This window comes from Streptomyces sp. NPDC025651 (assembly GCF_055558735.1).
This window is the reverse complement of the sequence record NZ_JBVHLZ010000018.1, coordinates 139263-159031: the sequence shown is the minus strand read 5'-3', so window position 1 is coordinate 159031 and position 19769 is coordinate 139263. Positions and strand designations below refer to the sequence as shown.

18 protein-coding genes and 2 pseudogenes are annotated in these 19769 nt (G+C 69.7%); 10 read left to right on the top strand and 10 right to left on the bottom strand.

What is annotated here, in order from left to right:
• Positions 1-268: 268 nt before the first annotated feature.
• From ACZ4D5_RS40475 to ACZ4D5_RS40455, 5 genes are all read right to left on the bottom strand, one after another.
• The gene (locus ACZ4D5_RS40475; RefSeq protein ID WP_467777506.1) at positions 269-1186 is read right to left on the bottom strand and encodes a hypothetical protein; all 918 of its coding nucleotides are present in this window, start codon (positions 1184-1186) and stop codon (positions 269-271) included.
• Between the two features lie 37 nt (positions 1187-1223).
• Positions 1224-1445 (bottom strand): hypothetical protein, encoded by a 222-nt coding sequence (locus ACZ4D5_RS40470; RefSeq protein ID WP_467777505.1) that lies wholly within the window; start codon positions 1443-1445, stop codon positions 1224-1226.
• A 71-nt stretch (positions 1446-1516) separates the two neighbouring features.
• Positions 1517-2203, bottom strand: a complete 687-nt coding sequence (locus ACZ4D5_RS40465; protein WP_467777504.1) for an SPDY domain-containing protein — start codon at positions 2201-2203, stop codon at positions 1517-1519.
• A 78-nt stretch (positions 2204-2281) separates the two neighbouring features.
• Positions 2282-2428: a hypothetical protein gene (locus ACZ4D5_RS40460; protein ID WP_467777503.1), complete on the bottom strand. Its 147-nt coding sequence runs from the start codon at positions 2426-2428 to the stop codon at positions 2282-2284.
• Between the two features lie 248 nt (positions 2429-2676).
• Positions 2677-3036 carry an SPDY domain-containing protein gene (locus ACZ4D5_RS40455; RefSeq protein ID WP_467777502.1) on the bottom strand — a complete coding sequence of 120 codons (360 nt, stop codon included), beginning with the start codon at positions 3034-3036 and terminating at the stop codon, positions 2677-2679.
• Between the two features lie 372 nt (positions 3037-3408).
• On the opposite strand from ACZ4D5_RS40455, the gene ACZ4D5_RS40450 reads away from it, so the two are divergent.
• Genes ACZ4D5_RS40450 through ACZ4D5_RS40435 form a run of 4 tightly spaced genes read left to right on the top strand, consistent with a single transcriptional unit; the run spans position 3409 to position 8124 of the window.
• The gene (locus ACZ4D5_RS40450) at positions 3409-4158 is read left to right on the top strand and encodes a TnsA-like heteromeric transposase endonuclease subunit (protein WP_467777501.1); all 750 of its coding nucleotides are present in this window, start codon (positions 3409-3411) and stop codon (positions 4156-4158) included.
• A complete protein-coding gene (locus tag ACZ4D5_RS40445) occupies positions 4158-6206 on the top strand; it encodes a transposase (protein ID WP_467777500.1) in 2049 nt (682 codons plus the stop codon). Before ACZ4D5_RS40450 ends, ACZ4D5_RS40445 begins: the two co-directional genes overlap by 1 nt.
• Positions 6206-7261, top strand: coding sequence for an AAA family ATPase (locus tag ACZ4D5_RS40440; protein WP_467777499.1), 1056 nt, complete (start codon positions 6206-6208; stop codon positions 7259-7261). The genes ACZ4D5_RS40445 and ACZ4D5_RS40440 overlap by 1 nt, the downstream gene beginning before the upstream one ends.
• Positions 7258-8124, top strand: a complete 867-nt coding sequence (locus ACZ4D5_RS40435) for a TniQ family protein (protein WP_467777498.1) — start codon at positions 7258-7260, stop codon at positions 8122-8124. Before ACZ4D5_RS40440 ends, ACZ4D5_RS40435 begins: the two co-directional genes overlap by 4 nt.
• 226 nt (positions 8125-8350) lie before the next feature.
• Here the strand turns inward: ACZ4D5_RS40435 and ACZ4D5_RS40430 are convergent, their stop codons facing one another.
• Entirely contained in the window at positions 8351-9601 is a 1251-nt protein-coding gene (locus ACZ4D5_RS40430) for a hypothetical protein (RefSeq protein ID WP_467777497.1), read from the bottom strand.
• 284 nt (positions 9602-9885) lie between these two features.
• Between ACZ4D5_RS40430 and ACZ4D5_RS40425 the strand changes: the two genes are divergently transcribed.
• From ACZ4D5_RS40425 to ACZ4D5_RS40415, 3 genes are all read left to right on the top strand, one after another.
• Complete coding sequence (locus tag ACZ4D5_RS40425) at positions 9886-10137, top strand: hypothetical protein (protein ID WP_467777496.1); 252 nt, start codon at positions 9886-9888, stop codon at positions 10135-10137.
• A gap of 58 nt (positions 10138-10195) precedes the next feature.
• Entirely contained in the window at positions 10196-10498 is a 303-nt protein-coding gene (locus tag ACZ4D5_RS40420) for a hypothetical protein (RefSeq protein WP_467777510.1), read from the top strand.
• A gap of 574 nt (positions 10499-11072) precedes the next feature.
• Positions 11073-12539, top strand: coding sequence for an HNH endonuclease (locus ACZ4D5_RS40415; protein WP_467777495.1), 1467 nt, complete (start codon positions 11073-11075; stop codon positions 12537-12539).
• 659 nt (positions 12540-13198) lie between these two features.
• Here ACZ4D5_RS40415 and ACZ4D5_RS40410 read toward each other — a convergent pair.
• Positions 13199-14164 (bottom strand): pirin family protein, encoded by a 966-nt coding sequence (locus tag ACZ4D5_RS40410; RefSeq protein ID WP_467777494.1) that lies wholly within the window; start codon positions 14162-14164, stop codon positions 13199-13201.
• Between the two features lie 120 nt (positions 14165-14284).
• Between ACZ4D5_RS40410 and ACZ4D5_RS40405 the strand changes: the two genes are divergently transcribed.
• Complete coding sequence (locus tag ACZ4D5_RS40405) at positions 14285-14638, top strand: tetratricopeptide repeat protein (RefSeq protein WP_467777493.1); 354 nt, start codon at positions 14285-14287, stop codon at positions 14636-14638.
• A gap of 145 nt (positions 14639-14783) precedes the next feature.
• Here the strand turns inward: ACZ4D5_RS40405 and ACZ4D5_RS40400 are convergent, their stop codons facing one another.
• The 3 genes and pseudogenes from ACZ4D5_RS40400 to ACZ4D5_RS40390 all read right to left on the bottom strand — a co-directional run.
• The gene (locus tag ACZ4D5_RS40400) at positions 14784-16283 is read right to left on the bottom strand and encodes a HAMP domain-containing sensor histidine kinase (RefSeq protein WP_467777492.1); all 1500 of its coding nucleotides are present in this window, start codon (positions 16281-16283) and stop codon (positions 14784-14786) included.
• 7 nt (positions 16284-16290) lie between these two features.
• Positions 16291-16590 (bottom strand): annotated as a pseudogene (locus ACZ4D5_RS40395) (winged helix-turn-helix domain-containing protein); the annotation flags it as partial.
• A gap of 581 nt (positions 16591-17171) precedes the next feature.
• Positions 17172-17535: pseudogene (locus ACZ4D5_RS40390) on the bottom strand (response regulator transcription factor); the annotation flags it as partial.
• 276 nt (positions 17536-17811) lie between these two features.
• On the opposite strand from ACZ4D5_RS40390, the gene ACZ4D5_RS40385 reads away from it, so the two are divergent.
• Complete coding sequence (locus ACZ4D5_RS40385) at positions 17812-19086, top strand: glycosyltransferase family 4 protein (protein ID WP_467777491.1); 1275 nt, start codon at positions 17812-17814, stop codon at positions 19084-19086.
• 71 nt (positions 19087-19157) lie between these two features.
• Entirely contained in the window at positions 19158-19721 is a 564-nt protein-coding gene (locus ACZ4D5_RS40380; protein ID WP_467777490.1) for a dihydrofolate reductase family protein, read from the top strand.
• The last annotated feature ends 48 nt before the right edge of the window (positions 19722-19769 follow it).

Here is a 19769-nt window from a genome sequence, read left to right as displayed (position 1 = left end):
CTACACCTCAGACTGCCACGCGCGACCAGCACGAGCACCTCGGAACAACGTCACGCCAGATCCGTGACCAGCCACTTCACGATGCACACCGCTCATTCCTCGCTGAATACGCAGAAAGCCAATGAATTCCCTCGATGCCATTCGACCGGTTCCGGCGTTGATCTGCCACGGTGTCGAACCTGGCGGCACCGACGGTCCCCGATATGGCGAAAGCCCGGTGGCCAAGCCATCGAGGCTCGTCCACCGGGCTGAGGCAGGTTGGGGCGAACTACGGAATGCGCGGTGTGGGCTGAAGCATCGCCTCGGTTACGTGCGAGGGCCGTTGGATGGCCACCACGCGGTCGCGGTGCACCCGTACGTCGGCGAGCCGGTCGTCGATCGGCAGGTAGACGACGAGATCCCGGTGACTTTTCCGGATGCGGTCGGCCGCGGCCACGACGTGATGCGTCTCGGCGCACCCCGATAGCGAGTAGGCGTCGCCGACTTGCAGAGCGTCGGCGCGTTCGTCGAAGACATCGAGGTCACGGTCCTGTCGCTGATACCACCAGCGTGCGCGTTCACGGGCGCGGGGCAGCGTGTAGGTCTGGCGGGTGACCTCGGCCTCCTGCCAGATGCGTCGGCACGCCGCGCACTCGTGGGAGGCGTCGGGGTTGGGGCCGGAGAGCGGCTGCGCGCACCAGGACGTGCCTACGAGCGCATCGCGGCGGTGGCCCGTGACGAGGTTGCCCCGCCCTCTCGCGGTCCACAGGACGTTGTCGTCCACATGGCACGGTTCACCACTGGGCAGCACCAGCGCACCGACGGTGTGGCGGAAGCGGTCGAGGGCGGTGCTGAGTCCGATGCAGTTGGCGCATACCCGGCGGGCGGTGGAGGCCCGGTCGTCGAGCGACTTGCCGCAGTACCCGAGGAGGTGCCCGGGGATCGGCCGGTGTACGGCGGCGCTCTTGCCCGCGCCTGCGGCAGGGCGGAAGTCCGGCTCGCCGCCGGGGTGCGGCGGCGTGGTGAGGATGAGAAAGGCGCGGGTGCAGCTCTGGCACAGGGTGTGCGCGGTGTTCTCGCCGATGGGCTGGAGGTCGGGCGAGTGGGTGGCGCACACGGTCAGCGGCTGGGTGGCGTCGAGCAGGACGCCGTAGTGGGCGGTGCCGTTCGTACGGCCGATGGCGAGCCGGATCAGCGGCAGGGACAAGGAACCTCCGTTGAGGTAGGCGGCGGGGAGGAAGCGGTCAGACGCGTACGGCGCACAGGCCGTTGTGGCCGGTGGCGAGGGCGCAGCCGTCCTCGCAGGGGTGGCCGGCACGAGCCTGGGCGGTGTCGACCTGTTCGTGGCAGTCGATGCACCAGGCGGGCGCCTCGGCGAGGTCGCGGTGGCGAGCGAGGAAGCCGGTGGAGCCGCAGCGCTCGCAGCACTGAGCCTCGGCAGCGGGAGGCGGGTTCGCCGGGGACACCTCTTCCAGGGGCTGAGACGTGAACGCGGCCCGCGGAAGGCAGGGCCCGGCAGCGTGCCGGGCCCCGCTGGTCAGCCGCGACGGACGATGGTGATGCGTTTCTCCGCGCTCTGTGGCAGCCGGTGGCGTGCCACCGGGGTCGGGGAGGCGAGCGAGGCGGCGAAGGCCGCGACCAGCTCGTTGGGGACGCTCGGGCTGAAGTTCGCGCACCACAGGTAGGGTGCGCCGAACGTGGGCTCCGCCCATGCCTGCCAACCCATCAGGTCCTCCCGCGGGTCGGCGTCGGCGATCAGGTCCGGCAGCAGCTCGAGCGAGATGTGCGAGGCGAAACCGGGGTCCGTGGCGGCGGTGCGGGGGCGGTCCACGTCACGGATCCAGCCCTGGGCGCTCAGTGCCATGACCACCGCCTCGGGCTCCTCGAAGCCCGTATCGGGCACCGCGCTGGCGTCGAGCGCGACGAGAAAGTCCGCGAGCACCTCGTGCGGTACGCCGGTGGTGAAGTAGGCGTTCCACTGCACGAGGGCACTGGTGGCATCCGGGTGGGCGGAGATCTGCAGGGCCGCCCGCAGGCCGCCGAGCGTGAACGGGCTGCTGGCCAGGATCCATTCGGCGCCGCGCAGCTCGTCCGGGCTCACATACAACAGGGTGTCGCGGGAGGTCGGCCACATGCGCCACCCCAGACCGGTGAGGGTGTCGCCGATGCGCTCGGCGAGGACGTCGTCATCGCCGGCCAGATGGCGCGGGGTGACCCAGCGCACGGGGTCCGGTGGAGCGGGGTGGGAGGGATCAGTGGGATGGTGCGGGTGCAGGGGCGCCTCCGTGGGCTCGGGGGTGGTTCACTCCCCGCCGCCGGGGCCGGTGCCGCGCCGTCGGCGCGGCGGGGCCTCGGTCGGTGCGTGCCAGGTCAGCGCGACCGCGACGTCGGGCAACAGGGGGCCGAACTGTTCGGCCTCGTCCTCGTCCGGCTCGGTGAGGAGCAGCACGGGACGGTCCTTCTCGTCGCGGCGGCAACGGGGCCCGGGCGGTGGGCCATCGGGAAGTCGGGGTTGAGGGCGAGCTGCACGACGGCGTCGCGGTCGCAGGCCGACAGTTGGTCGAGCAGGTCGCCGACGGTCAGCTCCGGGGCCAAGACGCATCTCCTTGCAGGAGCGGGCGCCCCCGCAGGGGCCGAGGGCAGGGTACGTGCCGTACGTGAGCAGCGGCTCTGATCCGCGCAGGGTCTGCGGTCGGTTCACAGAGGCCGGGAGGTGGCCAGGACGCGCTGGACCGTGGCCGCGACGATCTCCGCCGGCGTTTCGGTGTCGAACCGGATCCGGTAGCCGGGGACCTTGGCGGTGCCGGTGACAGCGAGGATCCAGCCGTCGCCGTCGGTGCCGGGGCGGCCGAGGGGGAACCATCCGAGGTAGAAGCGGCCGTCCTTGCTGCTGACGTGGACATCGGCCCGGTCATCCACGACGAGGTGGAAGAACTCGGCCTTGAATAGGTCGGTGACCATCGTCGACTGGCCGGGGCCAAGCTGCCACGAGCGCAGCTGCAAGGCTTCGGTGGTGGTGGAGAATCCGGGGGTGGACGCGTCCACGGTCACGGGCATCAACTCTCTGACCTGGGGTTTCGGGGAAGGTCGTCTACGTTGACATGCCCCTGGCGGCTTCCACCACTCCTTTCGCGATCTTTCCTGTCTGCCCCCGGCGAACTGCCGGGCGCGACTTTCTTGTGGGATCTCAAATTCCGTGTCGGGATCTCACGGTCGGTGTCGGATGGAAGTCGGATCCGACACCATGCTGAGATTCACAGGTCGCAGTAGGTGTCCCGTCTCATCGAACCGCAGCTTGTCGCACTGATCTGTGCGTTGAGCCTGCGGTACGAGGGGTGGGACAGGTTTGAGTGAGACGGTGTCCCGCTTTGGGGTGGCTCTTGTCTCGGTTCAGGTGGCTTGTCTCATTGCAGTGGACATCGTCCTGGTGTGGATGATCAGGGGGAGCCGCTGAGCGGCGGGGGCAGGGCGGCCGGTTTCGAGGTGGCCTGGGTCCGGGATGGTGTCGAGGTACGCAGGCCGCTGACGGACTCGTGCGGGATGGCCTTCGAAGAGGCCGCTCCGGTACGGGAGTTCCCGTCGTACCGGGGGCAGAGGAACTTTCCGGGCTTGTACTGGGCGGCAACGATGCTGCGGCACGTGGGGTTCGAGTCCTGGCTGGAGCGGGATCACGCGATCTCGATGGACTTCGACCCGCGTGTCACGTGGTTCGCGTCGCAGCCGTTCTGGCTGTCCTGGACATCGCCGGAGGGGGTGCGGCTGTCCCACGCGCCGGACTACTTCGCCCGGCGGGCCGACGGCTCGGCCGTGGTGGTGGACTGCCGGCCGGAAGCCCGTCGGAGCAAGCCGCGGGATCTGGCCAAGTTCGCCGGTACGCAGATTGCATGCGAGGCGGTGGGGTGGGATTTCCGGCTGGTGGGCGAGATCGACCGGGTGCGGGTGGCGAACCTGCGGTGGCTTGCCGGGTTTCGTCATCCGCGGTTTGCTCAGGGCGGGTTGGAGGAGGCGGTGGAGGCCGCGTTCGCCGTTCCCGGACCACTGGTGGGCCAGGCAGCGCACGTCGGTGACCCGGTCCTGGTGCTGCCGGTCGTCTTTCATCTGCTGTGGTGCGGACGGTTGGCGACGGACCTGTCGCGCCCCTTGGGTGATCACTCTTTGGTGAGCCGGGTGGAGGGCTGATGACCGAGCACGAGCGGCCCAAGGGCGTGCTGCGGGTGGGCGACCGCGTCCGGTTCGAGGACCGGGTCCACACGGTGGTGGGCCTGTCGGGCACGACCGTCCGCCTGGTCGACGAGCACAACACCGCGAGCATGGTGATGTTCGCCCACTTGATGGCCTCGGACGGATTCGAGCTGCTCGACTCGACGGCGCCTACGCCGGGGCTTCCGCCCTTCGGCCTGCTGGACACCGTTCCCGAAGTGGCCCTGCGCAAGGCCCGGTTCTTCGAGAAGCATCTGATCGAGGTGGAGACCGGTCTGCCTCCCGACGCGCCGAAGGGGACTGTTCCCAGGCCGGAGTACGACCCGCAGTGGCGAACCGTGAACGAACGCCTCGTGGCCAAAGCAGCCGAGCTGACCGCGGCGGGCAACGATGTGTCGGACCGGACGCTGTTCCGGCTGAGGTCGAAGTGGCGGGACGAGGGGCTCTGGGGCTTGGTGGATCGGCGGGCCACCAGGCTGTCCATGGCACCGGGCACCGGCCGGGTGGACGAGCGCCTGGTCGAGGCAGTGCTGGAGGTCCTGACCGCGCAGGAAGACTCATCGACGGGAACCCGCACCCGTGTGATCCGGCAGGCCGAGAAGCTGGTCGCCGAGCGGCACGGGAAGGGCACGGTCCCTCTTCCGTCGCGGGCAACGTACTTCCGGCTGCTCAAGTCGCTTTCCGAGGGGCGTCACAGCTTCGGGGCCGCCACGACCCGGCGTTCTCTGGCCGGGCGGCCGGAGGCTCCGTTCACTCCGACGCTGGCCGCCCGGCCCGGCGAGGTGGTGCAGATCGACACCACTCCGCTGGATGTGCTGGCCGTCCTGGACGACGGCGTGACCGGGCGGGTCGAGCTGACGATCGCGGTGGATGTCGCCTCCCGCACCATCTGCGCGGCGATCCTGCGGCCGGCCGGAACCAAGGCCGTGGACGCCGCGCTGCTGCTGGCGCGGATGCTGGTGCCTGAACCGATGCGGCCCGGCTGGTCGGACGCCCTGCGGATGTCGGCCTCGCTGATCCCGCACGCCCGGTTGATGAGCGTCGACGCCCGCCTGGAGCACGCTGCGGCACGTCCGGTGATCGTCCCGGACACGATCATCGTGGACCGGGGCAAGGTGTTCGTCTCGGACACGTTCGTCGCGGCCTGCCGTTCGCTGGGCATGTCCTTCCAGCCCGCACGTCCGGCCACACCTACGGACAAGGGAGTCGTGGAGCGAACTTTTGAGTCGATCAACTCCATGTTCTGCCAGCACGTCGCCGGATATGTCGGCTCCGACACCACCCGGCGCGGCCGGGACGTCCAGGCGGTCTGGACGATCGCGGAACTCGCCGATCTCTTCCACGAGTGGGTTGTCGCCCGGTGGCAGACCCGCCCGCATGACGCTCTGCGCAGTCCGTTCCTGCCGGGCAAGGCTCTCTCGCCGAACGAGGTCTACGCCATGCTCGTCTCCCGCACCGGCTACCTGCCGGTCTGCCTCGGCGGCGATGACTACATCGAGTTGCTGCCCGTCGAGTGGCGGAAGATCAACGACTACGGCATCACACTCGACTACCGCACCTACGACTGCCGGGAGTTGGGCTCCTACCGGCGCCAGCCGTCCGGAGTGGACACCAAGGGCAACCTCTGGGAGGTCCATTACGACCCCTATGACCTCTCCCATGTCTGGGTACGCGACACCCGGGCCGGAGGCTGGATCACCGTTCCCTGGACCCGGCTGGGCACGGTCTCCGCGCCGTTCGCCGATTTCACCTGGCGCCATGCCCGAGCCGTGCTGGCCGCCAAGGGCGCCGACGACACCGACGAGGACGCCATCGCCGTCGTCATCGACGACCTGCTGACCCGCGCCGAGAACGGGCCCGACCGGCGCATCGCCGCCCGCACCAAGGCGGCAACGGCCGTCCCCGCGCAGCCGCAGGCACGGCGCGAACCCGAACCGGAGACGGACGAGGAAGCAGGCAGCGAAGGAGACATCGCCCAGGTCATCCCGTTCGGGGTGTTCGATGCCTTCACCGACGGGAGCCGCTGATGACGCACTTCCTCGATCCGGAAGAGGTCGACCATCCGCTGACGACCAAGGAGGGCTGGACCGCCTTCACCGCAGAGGCCACCACCCCGCCGGCCGTCATGGCGCCCGCAGCCCTGCAGCGGCTCCCCGAGGCGGAGCGAACCGCCTACGACCAGGCCCTGGAGGACTACCACGCGCAACTCGTCATCGTCTCCACGCCGACGATCCGCCATGTCACCGCGACCGGCCGCAAGCGCATCCTGCTCAACCGGCACCAGCACTCCGCCCGCCGCGGACTGATCGTCTCGGGTCCCGCCGGGACCGGGAAGACCACCGCCATCACCCAACTCGGCAAGAACTACGAACAGCTGGGACGCCGCCGCGGCGAGATCCTGCCGGACTCCCTGCCGGTCGTCTACGTCACCGTCCCACCCGCAGCCACCCCGAAGATGCTGGCCATCGAGTTCGCCCGGTTCATCGGCCTGCCGCTGCCCTCGCGCTTCAGCCAGGTCGAAGTCACCAACAAGGTCTGCGACCTGCTCTGCACCCTTGGCTGCCGTCTCGTGCTCATCGACGAGCTGCACAATCTCGACATCGGTACGCGGGTGGGCGCCGAGGCATCCGACCAGATCAAGTACCTGTCCGAGCGCATCCCCGCGACGTTCGTCCTGGCCGGCGTCGACGTCGAGGGCACCGGACTGTTCTCCGGACGCCGCGGCGGACAGATCGCCAGCCGCTACACCCTCATTCCCACCAGCGCGTTCCGCCACAAGACCGAGGAACAACGCGGCTCCTGGCGTTCCCTCGTGGCGACTTTGGAGGAGTCCCTGCGGCTGCGAGCACACCGGCCGGGGACCTTGCTGGACCTGAGCTCCTACCTGCACGACCGCACCGGGGGAATGATCGGCAGCCTGTCCCACCTCGTCCGGGAAGCCGCGCTGGACGCCCTCCTCGACGGCAGCGAGAGGATCACCAAAGCCTCGCTGGAACGAGTCGACCTGGACGAGAGCGCCGAACAACAGAACATCCCTCGCGCGCGTCGGCGCCGCAGACGCGGCACAAAACACGTCGCATGACCACCCGGCCCCGGACCCTGCCCCTCGCGCCGCCGCCCGTCCATCACGAGACCATCGGCTCCTACCTGAACCGCCTCGCCGATGCCAACCACCTCACCATCGGCTACCTCTCGCACCTGATCGGCCCGTCCCGCCAACACCGCCGAGGCGACAACCGGGTCGGCTACTGGACCCCAGACGCACTGCGACGGCTCGCCGTCTTGACCGGCCGGCACCCGTCATCCCTGGTCCACGCGATGCCGCCGCTTGGCTCGATCGGCGACCTGCTTCGACACCATCGGTCCGCCACCGAGGAGGTCACCGAGCCACGGAGGCGTCCTGCCTGCCGCCTCTGCATGGCCCGGCGGCACGTCCACGGGCTTGTCGTCCGCAGCACCCCGCACCATGAAGGTGTCTGCCACCGCCACAGCCGCTGGCTCCTCGGCGAGGAGCAACACGATCTGACGCGACTGCCTGAGGTTCTGCGGGCCAACCTCCAGCATCACCGGATCGTCCGCCGCGGCACCCATCCCTTCACCGCGCTGGCCTTCATCGACGCCCGCGACCGCCTGACCAGGTGGTTCACCGGCGAGAGAAGCGGAGAGCCTCTTCGGCAGAGGTGGAACCGCCGACTCGCAGTGCTGGGCGAGGACCCGTTCGGTGATCCCCACCGTCCCTCGGAGCACCGGATCGAGGTGGCTACCTACCCCGAAGTCATCGTGCTCACCGGCCTGTTCGCCTCCCCGCACTGGCGAGACCATCCCCAGCTGCCCGCGGAGGCAGCACGCCGTTTCGGCGTTGATCAGACCCAGCTCGCGTCGGGACTGGTCCGGAAACTGCCACCTTCACTGCGAATCCTGGAGCAGGGCGTCTCACCATCCTGACAATGCCCAGCTCAGGAACCACCGGTTTCGCCATGATCGATGAGACGCGCACTCGGCGCCGTGCTCAGCTCCTCCCGAAGCCTGCAGCCTCCACGCTCTGAGTCGCAACCCAACCTGTCACCCCCCAGGTCAGCGGCCCTCTCTCGGCAAGATCTAATGAGACGGGACAGTAGGCAAGAGAGAGCGCGGTCAGTGGGTTGCTGCTTTTCTACGCTGGTGCCCACGTTCACTCATTGGGGGACTCCGCTGCCAGCGCGATGCCGCACTGCAGGCAGCCGTTCGCGTGGTCGTCCCGGCAGACGTAGCCGATGGCACCATCCACGCACCATTCGGCGGCCTCCTCGGACAGCAGGTCGGGCCCGGCATGGAGTAGCCGACGAAGTTCCGTGGTGTCCGCAATGTCGACCGGGCGGTTGGTGAACCACTCGTCGAACCAAGGCTTGTCTCGGTGCACGTGCCAGTGCGCATTCTCCCGGTCGTCGACAGCCGTAGTGAACCGATCGACGATGCGCCCCCAACTCGGTGTTCCGAACCAGCCGTTGTCGGACGCGCAGAAGAATTCGATCAGGGTTCGCAGGCCGAACTTCTTCTCGCGAAGGCAGTACGCTCGCCCCCAAGCGATCGCGTCCTGTGCCATCTCCGCGAGTTCTTCGCGCGGATCAGCCTCGTGCGCCGGGTCGTCAAGGTTGCGGCAGGCCAGCCCGAGCTCGAGAACAGACTGCCCGGTCGGTAGAACCCGGGACGGGTTGACGATCGCGAGACCGAGACCGATCCAGTCGACATGGTCGAACGACAGCATCGAGCGCACGAGGCGGGTGGTTGCCGTGTTGATCCGCATCATTGTGCCGTCGTGGAGCGGACTCTTCCCGGCATGCCAGTTCTCGACGGGTGTGTTGCGCCACACCGCGAGCGTGATGCGGGTGGCAGCGAGCCACAGCAGGGCGTCGTCGTCAAGGTGCCCGAACCGCTTGGCGCACTCCTGGGCGCCGTAGGTGATCAACTCTTCCGGTTTCGGCCACCTGTGGCTGTCGGGCCCTTCAGGCCCTTCAGGCGCGTACTCGTAGTCGTCTGCGTACTCGTCGAGGATCGCGCTCAACTCGGCAGTGCTGTAAGCCTCGCTGTACTCGGAGCTGTCCGGCTCCTCGACGGTGTACATGTCGTGGTCCCAGGAGACGTACACGTCGCGCCAGAGCACCACGTCATCGCACTCGCCGGCGTTGTCCGTCACAACCGGCCTGATGGTGATCGGGGCAGTACGCCCGTCGGTTCGCTCGCCGTCCTTCTCGGCGGCCCATGCGGTGATGACCCCGAGCGGCTTCGGAAGGAGAGGACCGACCTCGGTGATGCTGAACGGCTCGTCGTCGTCATCGGTGTCGAACCGGCTGTTGACGAACGCGACCGCCTCGGAGGGCGTGCTGACGATGGACTGGCTACCACTCTCGTTGTCAACCACTCGCCACAACGGGCTGTTCTTCACGATGCTCTCCGATCGCGGTGAGTGCACCCGGGGCGGGTGCGATGCGCCGGGTCGCTCGGCACTGACTCCAATTATGGGCTGATCAACCCATCCGTAGTCCCGAAGGCGTTTGTCGGCGACAACGTTCGGTACGTTCGCGTGCAACCTGCTTTTCGCGACCGCGGCGACACAGCAGAGTCCCACAGCGGAGGAGGCGAAGATGGCGCTGGACAAGAAGGGTTCCCGGCGCATAACCGTTTGACGGGATCGAGTACCGCTGGCGGATCCGCAGGAAGCCCTCCTACATGCAGGGACTCTGCTGGACACCGCTGACCTATGCGGTTGAAGCGGCCAGCGGCAGCCAGCCGGGCACGACCTTGATCGTCACCAGCGGTCAGGCCCATCCCAGCAACTGGGTGGGCGTCGAGACGGAGCCCATTCGTCCGGCCCACGTTGCTGCCAGCATTCGAGAGGCACGGGATCAAGGCTGGGATCCAACCCGGGTCGGTTCTCCTTTCCAGCTCGACCGATCCGCAGGATTCATCGCCCAGTCATGAGACAGAGCGGAGTAGGGCGGCACCTCTGGCCCGGCATCATGGCCTGGTGACCACATGGATGCGCTGCTACTGGGACGAGGAAGACACCTGGTTCTACTTCGAGGTCGACGCCGAAGGCTGGGTGATCCGGCAGATCGAACTCGAAGGGCCAGAGCTGATCCCAATCGCAGCTGCTTCCCTCGCCGAGTGGCAGCGGGCCCGCGACGCAGGCCGCCTCGGTGATTACGACAGCAGATTCGGGATCACCGCCGAGCTGCCCGTCTCGGAATGGGAAGGCCACGACCCCGAACAACTCACCTTCGAGGAGTTCGAGGACGTCTGGAGCCCTGCCCGTCAGCAGATCGCATCCCGGCCCAGCTGACCTCTCGGCGCCGCACTGGCTTCTTGGCATCATCGCGACATGACCCCGCCCCTTCCCCGCACCGTCCGAGCCGTCGACACCGCTCAGCTCCTGGACCTGGCCCAGGAGGCCGCCATGCGTGGCTTCAGCCAGCGGCTCCCGGTCGACTGACTCTCGCTGAACACGTGAAAGCCGCCCCTGTTCCCCAGGTGACCTGGGGAACAGGGGCGGCTTTCATGCGCCTGACGCCTCATCAGAAAGTGCTGCGAACGTGCGTCATACGTGCGTCACGTGCGTCGCTCGCGCGTCAAGATATCGCCCGTAACGCCCACAACGCACATCATGCACACCAGGCGAAACTGCAGGTCAGCGGCCCTTCCCGGCGGGCTCAAGGATCGCGACGCACTCCACATGATGGGTCATAGAGAACAGGTTGACCGTCACGGCACCTTGCCCCCTCGAACAGGCGCTGATGGCCCAGTGGCTCTCCGTCGGCGGCTGTGCTTCGTCGCATCGCCTCCTCCTTCGGCCGTTGTCAGAGGCATAGGGCAGGATCAGCCCTCCTGACAACGCCGCACGACGACGAGGAAGCGCCTTGGACGACGACGTCATTCTGCGAGGACCCCTCGGGCAGCTGGCGGCAGCCGAAGCAGCCTCGGCAGGGCTGAACCCGACAGACCTCTATGCGGGAGCCATCAGCTGGTGGTCCACAGCCGTCTCCCCCGCGGTCTCGATCGCCTCCTGGCCGAGTGCCCCGCTGACAGTCTGGATGTCCCACGTGCACGACGAGACGCCTGACCAGTCCCGGATCGTCGATGTCCTACGCCGCCACCTCGGAGAGCCTGCTCCGCTGACGACCCATCACAACGTCACGAACGGCAAGATGTACAGCGCAGCAGTTCATGCCACCCGCCGCAGGGAAAACGCCGGTACGGGCGCCTCCGCGTTTCTCCTGACCGGCTCGCCGTTCACGATGGGGCCCGGCAGTTCCTGGAAAAGTCCCCTGCTGGAACTCCATACGCGCACGGCCTGGGACGGTGAACACTTCATCCCCACCCGGGGCTTCAGGCGCTACCGAGCCGCTGGGATATCCGCTCCCCCGCGTGTCGGCGCCCTGTGGACGCCCACCCTTCGGGCATGGCGCGGCTTCCTGTCCACAGATGCCGCCACCTGGTCCCGCGTACTGCACTTCGTCCAGCGCGACACGCCCACCCCTCGGGAGACAGCCCCGTCGGCCCATTGGAAGCACGACCTGGCAACGGCATACCGCTGGGCCTTTCACACCCGGCCGTGCCTGCCCTACACCCCTCCCGCAGGCAAGATGTGGGACGTGATCCGCTATGCGGAGCGCAGGTGGAACACGGCTCTGCCCGAGGAACACAGCGGCTTCTTCCTCCGAGTAAGCGATCACGTCTCGCGCATGGCCGGCGCACTCGCCGCTGCCGAACGCGCCGCCATCAACAGCGCCCACATCGAGGCGGCATGGTCACTCGCCCGCCGCGCCGTTCGCGACACCTGCCGTCTTGTCGCCATGGACAGCGACACGGTGGATCAGATCATCAAGGGCGTGGACGACACCCTTCGCGGCATGTCGACGTCAGAAGACGAGGCCGCTCCCGTCCCTTCGGACAACCCCGAACGGCGGCCTCGCCACGAAGACACCCATGGGAGCCGTTCGCAGAACAGCGAGAACGCCGTCCGCAAGCTCAAGCGGTGGTACCGGGACTCCTGCCAGATCTGTGCCACCACCCTGGTCCTCCCTTCGCCCCGCCATCGCTACAGCGAAGCGGCTCACATCCGGGCCAGGGAGCACGGCGGTCTCGACCTCACGGAGAACCTGCTGTGCCTCTGCCCGAACTGCCACGTCCTCTTCGACGCCGGAGCGTACGTCCTGACCGACGACCTCACGGTCGTCGACACCGTGGCGGACCGCCTGCTTACCGAACTCAAACGCCACCGATGGCACTACATCAACTGCGACCATGTTCGCCACCACCGCCACCACTGGATCAGCCACAATCCCTCCCCGCTCACCGTGCTGCCGCCAGACCAGCGGAGCTGACACAGGCATTCCGCGGCCCCTCCCAAGATCCGGACCATACGCGGGCCGACACTGCTCCTCGAGCCTTGAAATCCTCCGTTTCCAATGGTCAACGGGGGTATCGAGTCTGTACCACCAGCAGACGAAGAATCTGCTGGTACTACCGCCCACGGGGCATACAGCATGCGCCCCATGGAATCCCGGTCCGCTGACGTAGCGGACCGCGCTCGCACTCTCACGGAGATCACTCACGCGCATTCAAGCCCATGACCGGAATCCTGGCGTTCTTGACCTGCGCGCACCGTGGCGTGCATGAGAGACGCACCAACCGCCAGCCACCAACCTCTCAGGCTTGCGGAACACCGAGGCGGATGCCGGGCATCGCGGAGGGCGCGTCGTCCCGCGGTCGGCGGTGGACGGCAAGCAGTTGTCGAGGATCTACAACAAAAGCAGCCAGCCCTCCTCACATGGACCTGAGTGGCTCTGTACCCGAGCCATCTCGTCCAAAGGCCCAACCATGGGATGCCAACCTGCCGTTGGCCACCTCCAACGCACAGTCGATCAACATCGGCTCCCGCCCGGCTCGCCCGGGAGGGCCGCCTCGTCACTCTGATCCAGCCGCCTTCCCCAGCTGAGCAAGGACCGGGAGCCTCCTCTACCGACCCCAACGTCAGGCCAGGTCAGCGCACCCGCCCGCGCGGTTTCAGGGGCACCGCCGGGAGTTCCGGGGCCGGCAGCGGGGCGCCGTCGTACCCCTTCACCTCGCCGAAACGATTGCCGTTCATCCAGTCCGAACGCGCTTGTGCGATCTCCTCATTGGACCGCCCGACGAAGTTCCACCACATCACCAGCTCCTCCTCGAACGGCTCGCCGCCCAGGAGCATCAGGCCCGCCTCCGACTCGGCGCGCAGGGCGAGTTCGCTGCGGCCGCAGCCCAGGTAGAGCATCGAGCCGGGCAGGAGGGGGACGCCGTCGACGTGTGCCTCGCCGGACATGGACAGCACGGCGTACTCGAAGTCCGGCTCCAGGGGGAGGCGTACGTCCGCGCCGCGGGCCAGGGCGAGGTCCGCGCCGACGAGGGGCGTGTACGTCGTGCCGGGTGAGGTCGCCCCGTCCAGGGTGCCCAGGATGAGGGTCGCGGTCAGGCCCGGGGCGGTGATCTGCGGCAGCTCCGCGTGGTGCTCGAAGTGCGGGGCCATGTGGCGGTCGCTGTCGGGCAGGGCCACCCACAGCTGTGCGCCGTGCAGGAAGCGGGCGTGCGATCGGGGGCTCTCCTCGGAGTGGGAGATGGCCCGGCCCGAGGTCATCAGGCCCAGCTCGCGGGGGCGGACCGTCTGCAGGCTGCCGGTCGAGTCGCGGTGCAGGACCTCTCCGTCGTGCAGCCAGCTGACGGTCTGCAGGCCCATGTGCGGGTGGGGCGGGACCTGCATGCCGGGCTCGTCCGCGATGTCGTCGGGGCCGTAGTGATCGACGAAGCACCAGGCGCCGATCATGCGGCGCCCGAGGTTGGGCAGCAGGCGGCGGACCTCGGTGGATTCGCCGAGCTTGACCCGTCGGGGGCTGAGGAGTTCCCGTACCGGCTCCGCGACGACGAATCCGCGTCCGCCGCACAGGGACGGGGCCGCCTCGCGATCAAGATTGCTCATGCCGCACAACCTAGCCCCCTGGGGCACCGCGGGGCAGTCACGGCTCCGCCTCGTACCCCGCCAGGCATCGTGGAATATTCAACTACACCTCGTCGTTGCAGGCCTCGAAGGAGGCAGACAGTGGACATGACGTACTACGACCACGGAACGGCGGCGGAGCGCTGGGAGCGCGCGCGGCAGTTCTTCGACGCCAAGGAGTACGCGACCGCGGCACGCATCCTCGACGCCCTGGCCGACGAGGTGCCCGAGCAGGTCGCCCCGCGTCTGCTGCTCGCCCGCGCCTACTACCACTCGGCTCAACTGCTGCGCGCCGAGACGGAGTTGCTGAAGGTCCTGGAGCTCGACCCGGTCGAGAGCTACGCCCGGCTCATGCTGGGCCGCACGCTGGAGCGGCAGGGCCGCCCCGCCGACGCGACCCCGCACCTGCGGATGGCCGCCGCGCTGAGCGGCGACTTCGCTCAGCTGGAGGTGTAGCCGACACCGGCAGCACGCACCACGCACCACGCACCACGCACCACAGGAAGGCTCCCACGCTCCGGCGCGGGAGCCTTCGCTTTGCCCCCTTGCCCCCCTGCCCCCTTGCCACCGCGTCCAGAAGTGGGGCCTCACCTCGCGGCGCTCACCGTGGGGCGTTCCGATCCGCCGCCCCCTCCTCCCCCACCGTGAACCCGATCACCGCTCCCCCGCCCCGTCGTCTTCGCACGAACACCGTGCCCCCGTGCGCGGTCGCCACGTCCCGCACTATCGACAGGCCAAGGCCCGAGCCGGGGAGGCTGCGGGCGTTCGGGGCGCGGTAGAAGCGGGCGAAGATGTGGGCCGCGTCCGTCTCCGCCACTCCGGGGCCGCGGTCAAGGACCTCGACGCGGTCGTCCGTCACGGCGATCTCGATGGGCTCGGTGCCGCCCCGGTCGAACTTCGCCGCGTTCTCCAGGAGGTTCGTCACGGCGCGCTGCAGGGCCGTGGGGCGGCCCGGGAACGCGGGGGATTTCGGCGTCCGTACGGTGACCGTGACCTCGCGGCCCGTGCGGCGCCGCGCCGCGGCCGCCGCCTCCTCGGCGATCTCCGCGAGCGTCAGCTCCTCGGTGGGCTCGTCGTCCGTCCTGCCCGCCGCGAGGTCGACCAACTCGTTGACCAGGTCGGTCAGTTCGCGGGACTCCTCGGCCAGGTCGGCGACGAGTTCCGCCCTCGCGTCGGGCGGCAGTTCGTCGATACGGCGCAGCAGCGCGATATTCGTACGCAAGGACGTGAGCGGGGTGCGCAGCTCGTGGCCCGCGTCCTGGACGAGGCGGCGCTGGTCGTCCTCGGACTGCGCGAGGCGGCCCAGCATGTGGTCGAAGGAGCGGCCGAGCCTGCCCACCTCGTCGCGCCCGGCGACCGGCACCTGGATGTCGACCCGCCCGGTCGCCGCGACGCCCTCCGCGGCGTGCGCGAGGCGCACCAGGCGACGGGTGATCCGCCGGGCGAGCCACCAGCCGGTCAGGCCCGCCGCGAGCACGACCAGGCACGCGAGGAGGACCGTGCGGTCCTGCAGTTCCTTCAGGAGGTCCTCGGTGTCGCTGAACTGCTGCGCGACCTGGACGGCGCCTCTGCCGCCGCCGAGCGCGACCGTCGCGAGGCGGTAGTCCTCGCCGCCGATCTCTATGTTCCGCCGCGCCACCTTGCCCGGCTGCAGGTCGGCGGCCATCTCCTGCTCGACCGTGCCGACGGGCAGGGGGCGGCTGCCCTGGTCGACGATCCGGCCACCGGCGTCGAGGACCTGCACGTCCGCGCGGGTCGGCCTGGCCAGGCCGTCGCGCAGGCCGTCGTGGTCGAGGTCGCCGGTCGCGTAGTCCTCCGCGTCGAGTGCCCGGTGCCGCACCTGGGTGCGCAGATCGCCGACGACCTCGGTGAAGACCGACTGCTGGTCCCTGCGGACGAGGTGCGCCGCGGCGTCGTAGCCGACCAGGCCGACCAGCAGCGTCACGCCGGCGGCGACCGCCGCGAAGGAGGCCGCGAATGTCGTACGCAGACTCGTCCGCGAACGGCGGGCGCGGCGCAGGAGGCGCAGGCGGAGCCGGGGGCGGGCCCGGAAGCGGGGGCCGGGCCGAGGGCGGGCCCGGAAGCGGGGGCGGAACGGCATGCCGGGCTCAGGGCTCCCGCAGGACGTACCCCACACCCCGCACCGTGTGGATCAGCGGCGCCGCGCCCGCCACGTCGAGCTTGCGGCGCAGGTAGCCGACGTACACCGCGAGGTTCTTGGAGCTGGGGCCGAAGTCGTAGCCCCAGATGCGGTCGTAGATGGTCGGGTGGTCGAGGACGATCCCGGCGTTGCGGGCGAGGAGTTCGAGCAGGTCGAACTCCGTGCGGGTGAGTTCGACCTCGACGCCGCCGCGCCACACGCGGCGGTCCAGCGGATCGATCCGCAGATCGGCCGCCGTGACCAGTCCGTCCGCACCGCCCAGACCATGCGGGCCGCTCAGACCATGCGGGCCGCTCAGACCATGCGGGCCGCTCAGACCATGTAGGCCGCCCAGCCCGTGCGGCTCGTCCAACCGGTGCGGGCTGTCCGGGGCGCCCCGGCCATCCGAGCCGGGCAGACCGCCCGACCCACCCACACCGTCCCGGTCCTCCGGGCCGTGCAGACCGCCCGGTCCGCCCACGCCGCTCCGGCCACCAGAGCCCTGCAGACCACCCGGGCCGTGCAGACCGCCCACGCCGCCCCGACCACCCGGTCCGCCCCCACCACGCGAGCCGTCCGAACCATCCAGACCACCCAGACCACCCAGACCACCCAGACCACTCACACCATCCGCGCCGCCCGCACCGTCCAGACCACCTACGCCACCCAAGCCACGCGAACCGTCCGAACCTTCCAGACCACCCGCGCCACCCGAGCCGTCCCCGCCCCTCAAGTCGTCCCCACCACGCGAGCCGCCCCCGCCGCCCCCGACGCCGTCCCCGAAGGAAGCCCTGCCGTCCGACCGCCCCTCGGCGGCCCCCGCCGCGTCCAGCCGCCGGCCGGCCCCGTCGGCCCTGCGCAGCAGCGCCCTCAGCCGTGCGAAGACCTCCTCGATCTCGAACGGCTTGGCCACGTAGTCGTCGGCGCCCGCGTCGAGGCCCGCGATCCGGTCCGCGGTCTCGACCCGGGCCGTCAGCATCAGGATCGGCGTGCGGTCGCCCTCCGCGCGCAGCACCTGGCAGACCTGGAGTCCGTCGATGCCGGGCATCATCACGTCGAGGACGAGGATGTCCGGTGGCCTCAGATGGGCGCTGGCGAGGGCCTGGATGCCGTCGGCCACGGCCGTGACCTCGTACCCCTCCAGGGTGAGCGCGCGTTCGACGGCATGCCGGATGGCGCGGTCGTCCTCGGCGAGCAGCACGGTGTGGGGCATCCGCACAGTCTGCCAAGCCGCCCGGAAGGGCCCCGTCGCCGGGTGCCCGCAGAGTCCTCTTCTTACCCGGCTCTCACCTTGCGCCCCCTCGTTTCCCCTTGCTTCCCTCAATTCCCCTCGCTTCTTACCCGCCCCTCACCCGCCGCGGGCCCCCGGCTTACCCCGGAGCGCAAGGGTGGGACTCCGTACCACCGCGCGGCCCGCCGAACCGAACCCGCGCGGTCCCGTCGCGCCGCCAGGGGGAAAGCACCGCATGAAGCAGGGGGAAAGCACCGCATGAAGGTCGTGTTTCTGCTGCACAACGCCTACGGCGTGGGCGGCACCATCCGCACCACCTTCAACCTCGCCGCCGCGCTCGCCGACCGGCACGACGTCCGCGTCGTGTCGATGACGCGCCACCGCGAGGCGCCGCGCTTCGCGGTCGACCCGCGGATCGCGCTCGTGCCGCTGGTCGACACCCGGGTGGGCAGCGCGGACACCGGCGATCCGCTCCTGGCCGAGCCCGCACGGGACTTCCCCGCTGCCGACCGGCGCCATCACCAGTACACGCGCCTGCACGACGTACGCGTCGAGGGCTTTCTGCGCGGCTGCGACGCGGACGTCGTCATCGGCACCCGGCCCGGCATCAACGTCTACCTCGCCCGCTTCGGCCCGCGCCGCGCCCTGCGCATCGCCCAGGAGCACCTGCGGCACGACGCGCACAGCAAGCGACTGCGCGCCGAACTCGCCCGCCACTACCGGGGGTTGGACGCCGTGGTCACGACCACGGAGGCGGACGCCGCCGTGTACCGCAAGCGCATGCCGCTGCCGGGCGTACGGGTGCTCGCCGTGCCGAACATCGTGCCCGCCCCCGAGGGCCCGCCCTCCGACGGCTCCGCCAAGGTGGTCGCCGCCGCGGGGCGGCTCGTGCCGGGCAAGCGCTTCGACCTGCTCGTGGAGGCCTTCTCCGCGGTGGCCGCGCGGCATCCGGAGTGGCAGCTGCGGATCTACGGCGGCGGCCCGGCCAAGGCGGAGCTCCAGGACATGATCGACGGTCTGGGACTCGGCGGGCACGTCCGGCTGATGGGGGTGCGCTCGCCGATCGAGGCGGAGTTCGCGAAGGCGTCCCTGGTCGCGTCCGCGTCCGACGCCGAGTCCTTCGGCATGACGCTGGTCGAGGCGATGCGCTGCGGGGTGCCGGTGGTCAGCACCGACTGCCCCCTCGGTCCCGCCGAGATCATCCGGGACGGGCACGACGGGCGGCTCGTGCCGCGCGGCGACGGGCACGCGCTGGCGAAGGCGCTCGTGGAGCTCATCGAGGACGCCCCGCTGCGCCGCAAGATGGGGGCCGCCGCGCAGGAGAGCGCCCACCGCTACGACCCGGACCCGATCGTCCGCCGCCACGAGGACCTCTTCGCCGAACTGGGCGCGACGCGGCACGCGCGGGCGTGGCGGCGCCGGGCGGGCGCGCTGCGACGCTGGTGCCGGTCCCGCGCGGGAGCCGTGCGACGCCGCGTGCGCCGGGGCGCGCGAGCGGCCCGGGCACGGCTGGGGGCCACGCGCCCCGCCTGACGGCCCCGGCACGGCGGCGTATCGTCACGACCATGAGCCCTTGAGCGGCTACGACGATGGCGAGGACCGCGATGCGGAAGATCACCTGGGCGATGTCGGCATCTCTGGACGGCTTCATGGCGGGTCCGGACGGCGAGCTGGACTGGCACCTGGTCGACGACGAACTCCACCGCCACTTCAACGAAGTGACCAGCGCCATGGGCGCGTTCCTGGACGGTCGCGTCACCTGGCAGCTGATGGCCGAGGCCTGGCCGACGGCGGACGCCGATCCGGAGAGCACGGAGCCGATGCGGGAGTTCGCCGCGATCTGGCGCGACATGCCCAAGTACGTGTTCTCCAGGACCCTGGAGCGGGCCGACTGGAACACCACGATCCTGCGCGAGGTGGTCCCCGAGGAGATCCGCGCGCTCAAGGAGTCGGCGGACGGCGACCTCTCCCTCGGCGGCGCCGATCTCGCCGCGTCGTTCCTGCGCCTCGGGCTCGTCGACGAGATCCACGTGTACGTCCATCCCGTCCTGATCGGCCGGGGCAAGCCCATGTTCCAGGCGTCGGACGTGAAGGCCGACCTCAGGCTCACGCAGACGCGGACGTTCGGCAACGGCGTCGTCCTGCTCCGCTACGAGCTCATCAACTGATGTGCACTGGCTCCGACTTGACCTCTGATCCCCGCCGACCAGCTTCGG